This window comes from Thermus sp. (assembly GCF_039793865.1).
Classification (GTDB): Bacteria; Deinococcota; Deinococci; order Deinococcales; family Thermaceae; genus Thermus.
This window is the reverse complement of record NZ_JBAMMI010000002.1, coordinates 1-14,424: the sequence shown is the minus strand read 5'-3', so window position 1 is coordinate 14,424 and position 14,424 is coordinate 1. Positions and strand designations below refer to the sequence as shown.

Here is a 14,424-nt window from a genome sequence, read left to right as displayed (position 1 = left end):
TGGGCTTGGACCTCTATCAGCTCCCCCAGGGGCTTGCGGAAGCCCAGGGGGTGGGGCCGACCCAGAAAGCCCCCTTCCGGGGGGTCTTCGCCCACGCCAGTAGCTACGGGAGCCGGGTGGTGGTTGAGAGCCTCGAGGCCCCCTTCTACCGGAAGGTCTACCGGGGGGCGAGGCGGGTCATGGCCAGTCCGGCACCTCCCCCCGGGCCTTCCGCAGGGCGGTGAGGAGGGCCTCCCCCGGCCTCCCCTCGCCCCGGAAGGCCCGGCCCTCCTCCTCCAGCCAGGCCTCCCCCTTGCGGAAGAGCACTCCCCGGGCCTCCTCCAGGGCTTCGGCGATCAGGTCCCCCAGGGAGTAGAAAGCGGCCCCTTGGGGCAGGTCCGGGTCAAACCCCTGCCGGGAGAGGACCTTCCCGTAGGGCTTTTCCCTGGCCTCCATGGTGCCCCCCTCGGCGAAGTAGCGCCTCAGGACCCGGTTCCAGTCCCCCACCCGGCTGTAGGGGGCCATGGCCCGGTAGGCCTCCTCGAGGTCCTCCGGGGCGTAGGGGCGGTAGCGGTCCTCGTGGACCACGAGCCTCCGGGGAAGCCTGGGCCTAGGGGGGCCCTCCTCGTCGGGCACCCCCACGGCGAGCCCCACCACGGGGAAGACCCCCGGGGGAAGCCCGAGGAGGTCAGCAAGGGCCTCCACCCCGTTTAGCACCCCGCCGATGAAGCAGACCCCGTAGCCCATGGCCTCGGCGGTGAGGGCGAGGTAGGAGGCGGCGATCCCCGCGTCCAGGATGGCGAAGTGGAGAGCGGTCCGGGGCCAGAAGGCCATCCTCTGCCCCCGATGGGTGAGGAGGCGCTCCAGGCGGTGGACGTCCGCCAGGAAGACGAAGAACTCCGCGGCCTCTCGGATGTGGTCCTGGTCCCCGGAAAGCCTCGCCACCTCGTCCCGAAGCCTTGGGTCCCGAACCCGGATCGCCGAGTAGAGCTGGGCGCTGGCGTCGGTGGGGGCCCGCTGGAGGGCGAAGAGGAGCTTCTCCAGGTCCTCCTCGGGGATGGGCGCGGGCTTGAAGCGCCGGACGCTCCGCCTTCTCGCCAGGACGGGCGTGAGGTCCATGGGGGAAGGATACCCTTCCTACTCCAAGGGGAACTCCATCCGCACCACCTTCCACCCGAAAAGCCCCTGCCTCTCCAGGTAGAGGCGGCTTTGGGGATCCTTCGGGTGGTAGATGTAGGCCGTGCGGAAGTCAAGGTATCGGAGGCGCCAGCGCTTGGCCTCCTCCTTGGGGGCCTTCCCGGGCTCGGCCCCGGTGCCCAAGGAGGCCAGGCCCTCGGGGGAGACCAGGGCGTTCTACCATCCCGGCCACGAAGAGGTAGGCCAGCCCGGCGAAGGGGTTTTGCTCCCCCTTTACTAAAGGCCCAGGAGGCGCAGGTACGCCTCCCAGAGGGCCTCCCCGAAGAAGAGGGCCACCACCCCCCCGAGGGCCAGGTAGGGGCCGAAGGGGAGCTTCCTCTGGCGGAAGAGGAGGCCGAAAAGGGCCCCGGCGAAGACCCCGAGGAAGAGGGCGAGGAAGGCGTAGAGCCCAAGCCAGGCGCCAAGGGCCCCCAAGAGCTTCACGTCGCCGTAGCCCAGGGCCACGGGCTCCTCTTCCTCTTCGGGGTAGGGCCGGAAGGCCCAGTAGAGCCCCCCGGCGAGGGCCAGGCCCCCGGCGGCGAGGAGGCTTCCCCTTAGGGCCTCGAGGAAGGAAAGGCCCAAGGTGGGGGCGAGGAGGAGGGCGAGGGGGAGGAGGGGCAGGGTGAGCCGGTCGGGGAGGACCACGGGCCGCCCCGTGCGGGCGGAAAGGGCCCAGGCGAGGAAGGCCAGGGCCATCCCCACCCCCGGACCCAAAAGCGCCCCGAAGAGGGCCGCCATGTGCACCTGGTGGGGCCCCACGGGGACCTCGGCCCTGCCCTCCCTAAAGCGCCTAAGGAAGAGGTTCCCGTACCCCGCCACCAGGCCAAGCCCCCCGGCGGCCATGAGGCTTCCGTCCAGGCTCTCCCGGAAGGGGAGGGGGAAGCCCAGGGCCCAAGAGGCCAAGAGCCCCAGGAAGAGGAGGCCATAGGTTAGGGGGTCGGGAAGTTCAAAGGTGTCCAGGTCTATGAAGGCGAGGGCCACCAAAAAGGCCAGGAAGAGGAAGACGAGGAAAGCCTCCACCCCCGGGGGATAAAAGAGGCTCGCCAGGAGGAAAAGCCCCCCGGTGAGGGCCTCCACCACGGGATAGCGGGGGGAGATGGGATGGCCGCAGTAGCGGCACCGCCCCCTTAGGGCGAGGTAGGAGAGGACGGGGACGAGGTCCAAAGGCCCCAGGCGGTGGCCGCAGTGGGGGCAGCGGGAAGGGGGAAAGGCCAGGGACTCCCCCCGGGGGAGGCGGTGGACCACCACGTTGAGGAAGGAGCCCACCGCAAGGCCCAGGACCAGGGCGAAGAGAGGCCACATAGGGGCATTCTACGGGGTGGCCCGGCTTTCACAGGGCTTTGTAGGGTTTGGGTGTAGGATGGCCTCGTGACGCCGGAAACCGCCTACCAGAACCTCTTGGAGTTTCAGAGGGAGACCGCCTACCTGGCCTCTTTGGGCGCCCTCGCCGCCTGGGACCAGCGCACCATGATCCCGAGGAAGGGGCACGAGCACCGGGCGAGGCAGATGGCGGCCCTCGCTCGGCTCCTCCACCAGCGCATGACCGACCCCAGGATCGGGGAGTGGCTTGCGAAGGTGGAGGGAAGCCCCCTGGTCCAAGACCCCCTCTCCGACGCCGCGGTGAATGTGCGGGAGTGGCGCCAGGCCTACGAGAGGACCCGGGCCATCCCCGAGAGGCTCGCCGTGGAGCTCGCCCAGGCGGAGAGCGAGGCGGAGAGCTTCTGGGAGGAGGCGAGGCCCAGGAACGACTGGCAGGGCTTTCTGCCCTACCTTAGGCGGGTCTACGCCCTCACCAAGGAGAAGGCGGAGGTCCTCTTCGCCCTCCCCCCGGCCCCCGGGGACCCGCCCTACGGCGAGCTTTACGACGCCCTCCTGGACGGGTACGAGCCGGGGATGCGGGCCAGGGAGCTCCTTCCCCTCTTCTCCGAGCTCAAGGAGGGCCTGAAGGGGCTCCTTGACCGGATCCTGGGAAGCGGGAAACGGCCCGACACCGCCCTCCTCCGCCGCCCCTACCCCGCCGAGGCCCAGAGGCGCTTCGCCCTGGAGCTCCTTGGGGCCTGCGGCTACGACCTCGAGGCCGGCCGCCTGGACCCCACCGCCCACCCCTTTGAGATCGCCATCGGCCCCGGGGACGTGCGCATCACCACCCGCTACTACGAGGACTTCTTCAACGCGGGCATCTTCGGCACCATCCACGAGATGGGCCACGCCCTCTACGAGCAGGGCCTGCCCAAGGAGCACTGGGGCACCCCGAGGGGGGAGGCGGTCTCCTTGGGGGTCCACGAGTCCCAAAGCCGCACCTGGGAGAACCTGGTGGGCCGCTCCTTGGGCTTTTGGGAGCGCTTCTTCCCCCGGGCCCAGGAGGTCTTCCCGAGCCTGAGGGACGTGCGCCTTCAGGACTTCCACTTCGCCGTCAACGCCGTGGAGCCCTCCCTCATCCGGGTGGAGGCGGACGAGGTCACCTACAACCTCCACATCCTGGTGCGCCTGGAGCTGGAGCTCGCCCTCTTTAGGGGGGAGGTTGCCCTCGAGGACTTCCCCGGGGCTTGGGAGGAGAAGTACCGGGCCTATTTGGGGGTGGCCCCCAGGGACTACAAGGACGGGGTCATGCAGGACGTGCACTGGTCCGGGGGGCTTTTCGGCTACTTCCCCACCTACACCCTGGGCAACCTCTACGCCGCCCAGTTCTTCCAAAAGGCCGAGGCCGAGCTCGGCCCCCTGGAGCCCCTCTTCGCCCGGGGCGGCTTCCAGACCTTCCTGGACTGGAGCCGAAAGCGCATCCACGCCGAGGGGAGCCGCTTCCGCCCCAAGGCCCTGGTGGAGCGGGTCACGGGAGAGGCCCCGAGCTCCAGGCCCTTCCTGGACTACCTGGAGCGGAAGTTCGGGGCGCTTTACGCCCTCTAGGCGCCCACGCTTTCAAAGAGGAAAAGCCCCAGCAGGAAGCCCAAGCCCCCCCATGGGCGGGGTCACCCCTTCTTGGTCCAGCGCCCGCTGTCCCGGGAGCGGTACTTCTCCATGGCCCTGAGGAAGGCCTCCTCGAGGTCAATCCCCTCCCGGTTGGCCAGGGAGATGAGGACGAAGAGGAGGTCGGCGAGCTCCTCGGCGAGGTCCCCTTCCTCCTCCCCCGGCTTCGGCCTCTTGCCGTGGCGGTGGGCCAGGACCCGGGCCACCTCCCCAAGCTCTTCCGTGAGGCGGGCCAGCATGAGGAGGGGAGGGAAGTAGCCCTCCTGGAAGGAGGAGATCCAGGCGTCCACCCTTTCTTGGGCCTCCTTGAAGGTGAGCACGGCTACACCCCCGCCACGAAGGCGGCGAGGAGGCGCACCGCCCGCTCCACGTCCTTGAGGTCCACCATCTCCACGGGGGAGTGCATGTAGCGCAAGGGGATGGAGACGATCCCCGTGGGGATTCCCTCCCGCACCTTGGCCACCTCGTCGGCGTCGGTGCCGGACCAGCGCCCGTGGGCGTGGAGGGTGTAGGGGAGGCCCTCCCGCTCCGCCGCCTGCCTCAGGCCCCGGAAGACCTCCTTGTCCACGAAGGGGCCGATGTCCAGGACCACCCCCCGGCCGAGCTCCGCCTCCCCCACCTGGGCCTTGTCCATGCCCGGGGTGGCGCTGTCGTGGTGCACGTCCACCACCAGGGCCAGGTCGGGGTTTTCCCGGAAGGCGGCGGTCCTCGCCCCGTAGGCCCCGATCTCCTCCTGCACCGAGCCCACGGCCACCACCTCGGCGGAGGTCCTGCCCTCGAGGAGCCTCAGGGCCTCCAGCACCACGAAGGCCCCAAGGCGGTTGTCCAGGGCCTTGGAGACGAGCCTCTCGCCCAAAAGCCGCCTTGGGGCCTGGTCCAAGACCCCTACCGCCCCCACCTCGAGGTGCTCCAGGGCCTCCTCCCGGCTCCCCGCCCCGATGTCGGCGAAGAGCTCGGAGAGCTCCACCGCCTTCTTGCGCTCCTCTTCCTTCAGCACGTGGATGGCCTTCCGCCCCACCACCCCGAGCACGTGCCCCCGCTTGCCCAAAAAGCGCAGGCGCTGGCCCACCAGGACCTGGGGGTCCCAGCCCCCAAGGGGCTTGAGGCGCAGGAAGCCCTTCTCCTCCACGTGGCTCACGATGACCCCGATCTCGTCCAGGTGCCCGAGGAGGAGGACCTTGGGCTTCCCCCCGGGGTGGATGCGGGCGTAGGCGTTGCCGTGGCGGTCCCGTTCGGCCTCGGCGAAGGCGCGGGCCCGTTCCAGGAAGACCTCGGCCGCCTCCTCCTCAAAGCCCGAGGGCCCCACGGCGAGGAGGAGCCTCTCCAGAAACTCTAGGTCGGGCGCGTAGTCCATGCCCCAAGCTTACAATGCCCCCATGAGGTCCTTAGCCCTCATCGCCCACGACGCCAAGAAGGAGGAGATGGTGGCCTTCTGCCAGCGGCACCGGGATCTCCTCTCCCGCTTTCCCCTCCTCGCCACCGGGACCACGGGGAAGCGCATCGCGGAGGCCACGGGGCTTTCCGTGGAGCGGGTCCTCTCGGGGCCCTTGGGGGGCGACCAGCAAATCGGGGCCCGGGTGGCGGAGGGCCGGGTCCTGGCGGTGAGCTTCCTGCAGGACCCCCTCACGGCCAAGCCCCACGAGCCCGACATCCAGGCCCTGATGCGGGTGTGCAACGTGCACGGGGTGCCCCTGGCCACCAACCTGGCCGCCGCCGAGGCCCTTTTGGCCTGGCTCGGCTCCTTGGCCTAGAGGGCCCTGCGGTAGGCCAGGGCCTCGGCCACGTGGGCCTCCTCCACCCTTTCCGCCCCCTGGAGGTCGGCCACGGTGCGGGCCACCCGGAGGAGGCGGTCGTAGCTTCGGGCGGAGAGGAGCATCCGCTTGGCCGCGGCTTGGAGGAGGGCCTCGGCCTCGGGGGTGAGGCGGGCGTGCTCCCTTAGGGCCCTTCCGGATAGCTCCCCGTTGGGGCGGCCCTGGCGGGCGAGCATCCGCTCCCGGGCCCTTAGGACCCGCTCCCGCACCGCCTCCGTGCCCTCCCCTTCCGGGGCGCGGGCGAGCTCCAGGGAGGTGAGGCGGGGCACCTCCACCACCAGGTCAAAGCGGTCCAGGAGGGGCCCCGAGATGCGGCCCGCGTAGCGCCGCACCGCCTGGGGGGTGCAGGTGCAGGCCCTTTCCGGGTCCCCGTGCCAGCCGCAGGGGCAGGGGTTCATGGCCGCCACCAGGAGGAAGCGGGCGGGGAAGGTGAGGCTCGCCCGGGCCCGGGCGATGGTCACCACCCCGTCCTCCAGGGGCTGGCGCAGGGCCTCGAGGGCCTCCCGGGAAAACTCCGGGAACTCGTCCAGGAAGAGGACCCCCCGGTGGGCCAGGGAGACCTCCCCCGGCTTGGGGATGGCCCCGCCTCCGATGAGCCCGGCGTAGCTCACCGTGTGGTGGGGGGCGCGGAAAGGGGGGGTCTTCAGGAGGCCCCGCACCCGGTGCCCCGCCGCCGAGTGGATGCGGGTCACCTCCAGGGCGGCCTCCCGGGAAAGGGGCGGGAGGAGGAACGGAAGGCGCCTCGCCAGCATGGTCTTCCCCGAGCCCGGGCTTCCCACCATGAGGAGGTGGTGGTACCCGGCGGCGGCGATCTCCAGGGCCCGCTTGGCCTTGGCCTGTCCTTTCACGTCCCTGAGGTCCAGGACCTCGAGGGCCTCCAAGGGGTCCTCGGGCTCGGCCCTGTCCAGGGCCTCCTCGCCCCTGAGAAAGGCCACGGCTTCCTGGAGGCTTTTCGCCCCAAAGACCTCCACCCCCTCCACCAGGGCCGCCTCCTTGGCGCTCTCCTCGGGAAGGAGGAGCTTCTTCCCCTCCGCCAACGCCCCCAGGGCCAGGTTCACCCCTCCCGGAATAGGCCTCAAGCTCCCGTCCAGGCCGAGTTCCCCCGCGAGGGCGAAAGGCGAGAGGGCCTCGAGGGGCACCACCCCTTGCGCGGCCAGGAGGCCCAGGGCGATGGGCAGGTCAAACTGGCTCCCCTCCTTCCGGAGCTCCGCCGGGGCCAGGTTCACCACCACCCGGGCCTGGGGGTAGGGGAAGCCCGCGTTCTTCAGGGCGGCCCGGACCCTCTCCCGGCTCTCCTCCACCGCCTTGTCGGGGAGGCCCACCAGGGCGTAGGTGGGAAGGCCGGGGCTTACGTCCACCTCCACGGTGACGGGAACCGCGTCCAGGCCGAAAAGGGCGTAGCTCCGCACCTGGGCCAGCATGGAGGGAGTTTACCACAAACTTGTTAGTTTTCGGGGATGAGGGGGCTAAGCTAACACGCCAGATGAAGGGTAACCTTTAGGCTTTGGATGGACCTATAATGGTCGGAGGTGAAGGGGAGCCACAAGAAGGCATATAACAAAATCCGCCGGGCCCTGGAGGAGCGGCGCGCCCTTTTGGACCGCTTTGGCGGAATGAAACTGGACCTTATCCAGGTGGCTAACGAAGAGTGGTTGTACATGCTCCAGGAGGACACCCGCCACTCCTTGGCCATAGAAGGGTATTTCGCCGATGAGCGGGAGTTGCGCCAGGTGCTTAGGGGCCGAAAAGGGTCCGCGGAGGTTTTTAACTACTTTCGCACCGCTCAGTTCGTGTACGAGCAGGCGCTCCAGGACGCTCAGGAGGGGGTTTGGCACCTGGATTTGGCTTTTATCAACAACATCCACGGCCAGCTCTTTAGGGAAACACACCTGGAGCGGGAGCGGGGTAGACCTGCGGACGGGTTAGAGCGCCGCATCCAAGGAGCCAAGGTCATCCCTCCCCTCGAGGCCACGGAGTACCTCAGGGCCTTTGTACGGGTGGCCCGGCTCCTTCTGGAAGAACGGGAGTTCCTGGAAGCCATAGCGAAAATCCACACCCTTTTTGAGGCTATTCACCCTTATCGGGATGGAAATGGGAGGGTAGGCCGCCTGCTCCTCAACTATTTGGTCATCCACCAGGGCTTTCCCCCTTTGGTAGTTAAGGGGTTGAACGAGGCGGACCGGAAGCGGTACTACCAGGCCCTGGAGGGGGCGGATCGGGGGTTGCAAGCTGGTTTTCCCCCTCCCGATCCCCAGGCCCTCATCCGGTCTTTGGACCAGGGGGATTGGGTTGCCCTGGCCTCGCTTTTAGGGGAGTCCCTCCTGGCCCGGCTGGAAAAGGCTGTTGCCTTAGCCCTGATGCAGTGGCAAGACTTGAAGCCCCTGGATGGGGTGGCGCAAGATCTGGGCGTGCCTCGGCCCCAGCTTTACGTGTGGGTCAACCGGGGTCGGCTTCTGGTGTACCGCTCTGGTCGGCAGAAGCGGCCTTTTTCCCACCCTTGGCTTTTCTTGGGCACAAGGGAGCGGCCAGCGGTTCTGCCTTCCCAGCTCCCCCCTCCCCGGCCTGACTGGCGGGAGCGGGTGGCTGAACTGCAGCGGCTTCTCTTTCACCCAGACCTTTGAAGGAGGGGCAGGTAGAGGATTAGGGCCAGGAGGAGGAGGGCGAGGAGCCCGCCGAAGGCCAGGGCGTACCCCAAGGCCCCCACCGCCACCCCGAGGCCCCACTGGAGGAGGAAGGTGCCCCCGATGCCGAAGAGGTTCACCAAGGTGGTGCCCCGGCCCACCAGGTGGACCGCCACCAGCTCCCGGGCCTGGGTGAGGGTGAGGATGTTGAAGGCCCCGAAGAAACCGAGGAGGGCGTAGGCCGGGGCGAGGAGCTTGAGGAGGAGGAGAAGAAGGCCCAGGGCGAAGAGGAGGGCCGAAGCGAGGAGGACCCGGGCCGTGCCCAAGCGGTCCGCCAGGTAGCCCGAGGCGAGAAACCCCAGGACCGCAAGCCCCGAGTAGAGGAAGAGGAGGTTCCCAACCTGGACGGCCTCGAGGCCCAGGTGGTAGGCGTAGGCCCCGGCCCAAAGCGTCTGCAGGGAGAGAAACCCTCCGGCGAAGGCGAAGGCCAAGAAGGCCACCCGGAGGAGCTTCCCGTTGCGGAGGACCTCCCGGAGGCCTCCCGGGCCCCCGTCCTTGGGCCAGGCCACCCCAGGCGGGGCGTTCCGCACCCCCAGGTAGAGGGCGAGGGCCACCAGGGCCACCACAAAGGCCCCCAGGAGGAACACCCCCCGCCAGCCCACCGCTTCCTTGAGGAGGGCGAGGGGGGTGGCGGCCAGGAGCCCCCCCGTGGCCCCGAGGCCCACGAGGAGGGTGGAGACCGTGGCGTAGTTCTTGGGAAACCACAGGCTGAAGGCCCTCATGGAGCCCATGAGGGCCGCGGCCATCCCCACCCCGATGAGGGCCCGCCCCAGGGCGAGGAGAGCGAAGCTTTGCGCCAGGCCGAAGACCAGGCTCCCCAAGGCGGCCACCAGGAGGAGGCTCGGCGTGACCAGGCGGGGCCCCAGGCGGTCCAAGAGACCTCCCAAGGGGAGTTGCACCGAGGCGAAGGCCAGGTAGAAGAGGCTCGTCATGAAACCCAGCTCCGCCGGCCCCAAACCCAGCTCCTGGGAGAGGTCCTTGGCGAGCACCGCGTTCGCCGAACGGTAGAAGTAGGAGAGGAAATACCCCAAGGTGAAGAGAAGGAAAACCCGGACCGCCATATCACCTCCGGTTCAGGGCCACGCCCAGGAGAATCATAAGCCCGCCTAGGAAGGCCTCGGGTCTCAGGGGCTCCCCCGCCAAGGGCCAGGCGAAGAGGGCCCCGCTTAAGGGCTCCAGCATGGCCACCAGGGTGGCGGTGCGGGCGGGGAGGGTCCGCACCCCCAAGAGGAAAAGGCCGAAGGGGACCACCGTGCCCAGGGTGACCAGGTAGGCCACCGCCCCCCACTGGGCGGGGGCCAGGGCCCGCACCTCCCCCAGGTGGAGGAGGAGGAAGGGGAGGGAGAGGAGGGCCCCCACCCCCGTGGCCACCCCCAGGGCCACGAGGGGCGGGGTCTTCAGACCGTGGGCGAAGGCGGCGTAGAGGGCGAAGGAGAGGGCGGAGAGGAGGCCGAAGGCGAGGCCCAAGGGCCCCCCTTGGAGACCCCCAGGCCCCACCACCAGGAGGTAGGCCCCAAGGAGGGCAAGCCCCACCCCCAAAAGGGCCCTCCCGGGAAGCTTCTCTCCCCTGAGGAGGGCGTGGAGGGCGTGGAGGGTGAGGAGGGCGGGGGCCAAGTACTGGAGGAAGATCCCCGTGGCCACCGTGGTGGCGTGGATGGCCAGGTAGTAAAAGGCCTGGGCCCCGGAAAGGGCGAGGCCCACCCCAAGAAGCCTCCTTCCTTCCGCGGGGTGGGGCGGGCGGGCGAGGACGAGGGGCAGGAGGAGGAGGAAGCCCAGTAGGAAACGGAGGGGAATGAGGACCTCCGGGGGGATCTCCCGCATGAACCGCCCCGCCAGGGCCCCTCCCAGGCCCCAAAGCAGGGCGGCGAGGGCCACGGGGATCACCGCCTACCCCCCACCACGGCCAGGGCCACCCCCAGGAGGAGGACCAAGGCCCCCAGGAGCACCTTCACCCCGGGAAGCTCTCCGAAGAGGAGGTAAGCGAGGAAGCTCGCCCCCACCGGCTCAAAGAGGATGGCCAGGGTCACCAGGACCGGGGGGATGTGCCGGGTGGCCCAGTTGAAGCTGGTGTGGCCCACGAGCTGGGGCAGGAGGGCCATGAGGAGGAGGTAGAGGTACACGGGCCAGGGATACCCCCCGTACCCCCCGCCGAAGAGGTAGGGCAGGGGAAGCAAGAGGAGGGCCGCCGCGGTGTAGGCCACCCGCACGTAGTCCAGAAGGGAAAGCCCCCGCCTCTGCGCCTCCCGCCCCAGAAGGAGGTAAAGGGAAGCAGCCCAGGCCCCAAGCACCGCCAAGGCGTCCCCCAGGAGGGGGTTGGCGCCCCCGCTTCCTTCCGCGTCCCCCAGGCCGATGAGAAGCCCCCCGAGGAGGGCCACCCCTACCCCGAGGAGGGTGAAGAAGGAGGGCTTTTCCCGGAAGAAGAGCCAGCCCAGGAGGGTGATCCAAATGGGGTTGGTGGTGACGAGGGCGGTGCTCGCCGCCACGGAGGTGTAGGAAAGGGAGGTGATCCAGAAGGCGAAGTGGAGGGCGAGGAAGACCCCGGCGCCCACGGCCCAGGGGAGCCCGGCCCGGTCTTCCAGGGGCCTGCCCCAGCCCGGGGCCAGGAGGAGGGCGGCCAGGGCCATCCTTCCTGCGCTCATCACCAGGCTGAACGCGAGGCTTCGGTCCCCCGAGGCGGCCAAGGCTAGGCGCACCAGGATGCTCCCGAAGCTGATGGCCAGGATCCCCAAGAGGAGCACGGCGGCGATCTTTAGGCCGGAAGGCCGCATGGCGGCATTCTGCCATAGGACCGGGGGGGTGACCAGGGGGTCAGGCCACCTCCAGGGGCAAATGCCCGGGGACTCGCTGGTATACTGGCGCGGAAGGAGGTTCTATGGCGACCATCGCCGTTCCTAAAGAAAGGGCACCGGGGGAGCGCAGGGTGGCCCTGGTGCCCGAGGTGGTGGCCCGCCTGGTCAAGCAGGGGGCCAGGGTGCGGGTGGAAAGAGGGGCAGGGGAGGGGGCCTACTACCCCGACGAGGCTTACCAGGAGGCCGGGGCCGAGCTTGCGGAGCGAGGAGATCTCCTAAAGGGCGCGAATCTCCTCTTTACTGTTCAGCCTCCTTCGGAGGACCTGATTCGGGCCTTGGAGCCTGGGGCCATCGTGGTGGGCTTTGTGCAGGCCCACAAGAACGTGGAGCTGGTGAGGGCTTTGGCCGCCCAAAAGGCCACGGTGATCGCCATGGAGCTCATCCCCCGCATCACCCGGGCCCAGAGCATGGACGCCCTCTCCAGCCAGGCCACGGTGGCGGGGTACCTGGCGGCGGTCCACGCGGCGAGGCTTTCCCCCCGGTTCTTCCCCATGCTCACCACGGCGGCGGGCACCATCCGCCCCGCCAAGGTGATGGTCATGGGGGTGGGGGTGGCGGGACTCATGGCCATCGCCACCGCCAAGCGGTTGGGGGCCCAGGTCTACGCCTACGACGTGCGCAAAGCCGCCCTGGAGCAGGCCCTCTCCCTGGGGGCCAAGCCTATTGAGCTCCCCATCAGCGCCGAGGGGGAGGGGGGCTACGCCCGCGAGCTCACCGAGGAGGAGAAGCGCATCCAGCACGAGGCCCTGCGCGACCACGTGGCGGGGATGGACGTCCTCATCACCACGGCCCAGGTGCCGGGCCGCCGCGCCCCCATCCTCCTCACCGAGGACATGGTGGAGCGCTTGAAGCCCGGGACGGTGGTGGTGGACCTGGCGGCGGAGTCTGGGGGTAACTGCGTCTTGACCCAGCCGGGCGAGGTGGTGGAGGTGCGGGGGGTACGGGTCTATGGACCTCTCAACCTCCCGAGCGAGCTTTCCGTGCACGCCTCGGAGATGTACGCCAAGAACCTTCTCAACCTTTCTAGCCTGCTTATGGAGAAGGGGGAGTTCGCCCCCAAGTGGGAGGACGAGATCGTCCAGGCCGCCCTCCTCATGAAGGAGGGCGAGGTCCTGCACGGGCCCACCAAGGCCCTGTTGGGAGGTGCGTGATGGAGTTTGGCTTCTGGTCGGCGCTTTACATCTTCGTGCTCACCGCCTTCTTGGGCTACGAGCTCATCACCCGGGTGCCCGTGATCCTCCACACCCCCTTGATGTCGGGCTCCAACTTCATCCACGGCGTGGTGGTGGTGGGAGCCATGGTGGTCCTGGGCCACGCGGAGACCGGCCTGGAGAAGCTCATCGGCTTCCTGGGGGTGGTCCTGGGGGCGGCCAACGCCGCCGGAGGTTACGCGGTCACGGTGCGCATGCTGGAGATGTTTGAAAAGAAGCCCGGCAAGGGGGGTGGTCAGTGATGGACCTCATCCAGGCGGCTTACTTCGTGGTGGCCATCCTCTTCATCGTGGGTCTGAAGCGCATGGCCCACCCTACCACCGCCAAAAGCGGCATCGTCTGGGCGGGCTGGGGCATGGTCCTGGCCGTGCTCGCCACCTTCTTCTGGCCGGGGATGGGGAACCTCGCCCTCATGCTCCTCGCCCTCCTCCTGGGCTCGGCGGTGGCCTGGTGGGCGGCGGTGCGGGTGGCCATGACGGACATGCCCCAGATGGTGGCCATCTACAACGGCATGGGTGGGGGCGCCGCCGCCACCATCGCCGCCGTGGAGCTTTTGAAGGGCGCCTTTGAGAACGCGGGGCTCATGGCCCTGGCCATCCTGGGCGGCCTCATCGGGAGCGTGGCCTTCACGGGAAGCCTCGTCGCCTTCGCCAAGCTCCAGGGGATCATGCGAAGCCGCCCCATCCTCTTCCCTGGGCAGAGGGTGCTGAACGCCCTGGTCCTGGCCCTCACCCTGGTGCTGGGGCTTTCTCTCCTCTGGAACGACGCCACGGCGAGCATCGTCCTCTTCTTCCTCCTGGCCCTCCTCTTCGGCGTTCTCATGACCCTCCCCATCGGCGGCGGCGACATGCCCGTGGCCATCTCCTTCTATAACGCCTTCACCGGGATGGCCGTGGGCTTTGAGGGCTTCGCCGTGGGGAACCCGGCCCTCATGGTGGCGGGCACCCTGGTGGGGGCCGCGGGCACCCTCCTCACGGTGCTCATGGCGAGGGCCATGAACCGCTCGGTCTGGAGCGTCCTGGTGGGGGGCTTCGGCGTGGAGCAGGAGGCGGGGGAGGTCAAGGGGAGCCTCAAGCCCATTGACGTGGAAGATGCCGCCGTAATGCTGGCCTACGCGAACAAGGTGGTCTTCGTTCCCGGCTACGGCATGGCCCTCTCCCAGGCGCAACACAAGCTGAAGGAGCTTGCGGACCTCCTCGAGGCCCGCGGCGTGGAGGTCAAGTTCGCCATCCACCCGGTGGCCGGGCGGATGCCGGGGCACATGAACGTCCTCCTGGCCGAGGCCGGGGTGGACTACGACAAGCTCAAGGACCTCGAGGAGATCAACCCCGAGTTCCCCACGGTGGACGTGGCCGTGGTCATCGGGGCGAACGACGTGGTGAACCCCGCCGCCCGCCGCCCGGGAAGCCCCCTCTACGGCATGCCCATCTTGGACGTGGACAAGGCCAAGAACGTCATCGTGGTCAAGCGGGGCCAGGGGAAGGGCTTCGCCGGGGTGGAGAACGAGCTCTTCTACGCCGACAACACGAGGATGCTCTACGGGGACGCGCAGAAGGTCCTCACCGAACTGGCCCAGACCCTGAAGAAGCTCTAAGTAATCTCGCCCTCTTGTCGGCCCCACCGCAAGCAGGCCTTGCGGTGGGGTTTTCCCCTGGGGTTTCTGGGCTTGTCTTGCAAAGATTGGGGCGACGGGTGTATATCCCACATTCCGCACCCCCCTCACTCCATCAGGTAATATCGCCCGGCCCCCAGG

The 14,424-nt window shown here is 68.9% G+C and carries 15 protein-coding genes and 1 pseudogene; 7 read left to right on the top strand and 9 right to left on the bottom strand.

All coding sequences use genetic code 11. From position 1 onward, the window contains the following. A pseudogene (locus ABJK26_RS00165) lies at positions 1-224 on the top strand (hypothetical protein); the annotation flags it as partial. Here ABJK26_RS00165 and ABJK26_RS00160 read toward each other — a convergent pair. The 3 genes from ABJK26_RS00160 to ABJK26_RS00150 all read right to left on the bottom strand — a co-directional run bounded on the left by ABJK26_RS00160 (position 178) and on the right by ABJK26_RS00150 (position 2,457). Then, positions 178-1,098 (bottom strand): nitroreductase family protein, encoded by a 921-nt coding sequence (locus ABJK26_RS00160; RefSeq protein ID WP_347240148.1) that lies wholly within the window; start codon positions 1,096-1,098, stop codon positions 178-180. The pseudogene ABJK26_RS00165 and the gene ABJK26_RS00160 sit on opposite strands and share 47 nt — an antisense overlap. Positions 1,099-1,116: 18 nt before the next feature. Continuing rightward, on the bottom strand, positions 1,117-1,299 hold the full coding sequence (locus ABJK26_RS00155) for a hypothetical protein (RefSeq protein WP_347240147.1): 183 nt from the start codon (positions 1,297-1,299) through the stop codon (positions 1,117-1,119). A gap of 93 nt (positions 1,300-1,392) precedes the next feature. Continuing rightward, positions 1,393-2,457: a prepilin peptidase gene (locus ABJK26_RS00150; protein ID WP_347240146.1), complete on the bottom strand. Its 1,065-nt coding sequence runs from the start codon at positions 2,455-2,457 to the stop codon at positions 1,393-1,395. A gap of 66 nt (positions 2,458-2,523) precedes the next feature. Here ABJK26_RS00150 and ABJK26_RS00145 point away from each other — a divergent pair, with 66 nt between their 5' ends. Continuing rightward, a complete protein-coding gene (locus ABJK26_RS00145) occupies positions 2,524-4,059 on the top strand; it encodes a carboxypeptidase M32 (RefSeq protein ID WP_347240145.1) in 1,536 nt (511 codons plus the stop codon). 62 nt (positions 4,060-4,121) lie between these two features. Here ABJK26_RS00145 and ABJK26_RS00140 read toward each other — a convergent pair whose 3' ends face one another. Further along, on the bottom strand, positions 4,122-4,439 hold the full coding sequence (locus ABJK26_RS00140) for a nucleotide pyrophosphohydrolase (protein WP_347240144.1): 318 nt from the start codon (positions 4,437-4,439) through the stop codon (positions 4,122-4,124). Positions 4,440-4,441: 2 nt separating this feature from the next. Continuing rightward, positions 4,442-5,473 carry a M42 family metallopeptidase gene (locus ABJK26_RS00135; RefSeq protein ID WP_347240143.1) on the bottom strand — a complete coding sequence of 344 codons (1,032 nt, stop codon included), beginning with the start codon at positions 5,471-5,473 and terminating at the stop codon, positions 4,442-4,444. A 22-nt stretch (positions 5,474-5,495) separates the two neighbouring features. On the opposite strand from ABJK26_RS00135, the gene mgsA reads away from it, so the two are divergent. Further along, on the top strand, positions 5,496-5,870 hold the full coding sequence (gene mgsA / locus ABJK26_RS00130; protein ID WP_347240141.1) for a methylglyoxal synthase: 375 nt from the start codon (positions 5,496-5,498) through the stop codon (positions 5,868-5,870). Here the strand turns inward: mgsA and ABJK26_RS00125 are convergent. Further along, on the bottom strand, positions 5,867-7,351 hold the full coding sequence (locus tag ABJK26_RS00125; protein WP_347240140.1) for a YifB family Mg chelatase-like AAA ATPase: 1,485 nt from the start codon (positions 7,349-7,351) through the stop codon (positions 5,867-5,869). The two genes, mgsA and ABJK26_RS00125, sit on opposite strands and share 4 nt — an antisense overlap. A 192-nt stretch (positions 7,352-7,543) precedes the next feature. On the opposite strand from ABJK26_RS00125, the gene ABJK26_RS00120 reads away from it, so the two are divergent. After that, entirely contained in the window at positions 7,544-8,551 is a 1,008-nt protein-coding gene (locus tag ABJK26_RS00120; RefSeq protein ID WP_347240139.1) for a Fic family protein, read from the top strand. On the opposite strand, the gene ABJK26_RS00115 is transcribed toward ABJK26_RS00120, so the two are convergent. Genes ABJK26_RS00115 through ABJK26_RS00105 form a run of 3 tightly spaced genes read right to left on the bottom strand, consistent with a single transcriptional unit; the run spans position 8,536 to position 11,379 of the window. Next, positions 8,536-9,672 (bottom strand): MFS transporter, encoded by a 1,137-nt coding sequence (locus tag ABJK26_RS00115; protein WP_347240138.1) that lies wholly within the window; start codon positions 9,670-9,672, stop codon positions 8,536-8,538. The genes ABJK26_RS00120 and ABJK26_RS00115 overlap by 16 nt on opposite strands. Before the next feature lies 1 nt (position 9,673). Beyond that, on the bottom strand, positions 9,674-10,495 hold the full coding sequence (locus tag ABJK26_RS00110) for a DMT family transporter (RefSeq protein ID WP_347240137.1): 822 nt from the start codon (positions 10,493-10,495) through the stop codon (positions 9,674-9,676). Further along, the gene (locus ABJK26_RS00105; protein ID WP_347240136.1) at positions 10,492-11,379 is read right to left on the bottom strand and encodes a DMT family transporter; all 888 of its coding nucleotides are present in this window, start codon (positions 11,377-11,379) and stop codon (positions 10,492-10,494) included. The genes ABJK26_RS00110 and ABJK26_RS00105 overlap by 4 nt, the downstream gene beginning before the upstream one ends. Positions 11,380-11,483: 104 nt before the next feature. Here ABJK26_RS00105 and ABJK26_RS00100 point away from each other — a divergent pair, with 104 nt between their 5' ends. Genes ABJK26_RS00100 through ABJK26_RS00090 form a run of 3 tightly spaced genes read left to right on the top strand, consistent with a single transcriptional unit; the run spans position 11,484 to position 14,265 of the window. Further along, on the top strand, positions 11,484-12,611 hold the full coding sequence (locus ABJK26_RS00100; RefSeq protein WP_347240135.1) for an NAD(P) transhydrogenase subunit alpha: 1,128 nt from the start codon (positions 11,484-11,486) through the stop codon (positions 12,609-12,611). Continuing rightward, on the top strand, positions 12,611-12,913 hold the full coding sequence (locus ABJK26_RS00095; RefSeq protein ID WP_234506362.1) for a proton-translocating transhydrogenase family protein: 303 nt from the start codon (positions 12,611-12,613) through the stop codon (positions 12,911-12,913). Before ABJK26_RS00100 ends, ABJK26_RS00095 begins: the two co-directional genes overlap by 1 nt. After that, the gene (locus ABJK26_RS00090) at positions 12,913-14,265 is read left to right on the top strand and encodes an NAD(P)(+) transhydrogenase (Re/Si-specific) subunit beta (protein WP_347240134.1); all 1,353 of its coding nucleotides are present in this window, start codon (positions 12,913-12,915) and stop codon (positions 14,263-14,265) included. The genes ABJK26_RS00095 and ABJK26_RS00090 overlap by 1 nt, the downstream gene beginning before the upstream one ends. The last annotated feature ends 159 nt before the right edge of the window (positions 14,266-14,424 follow it).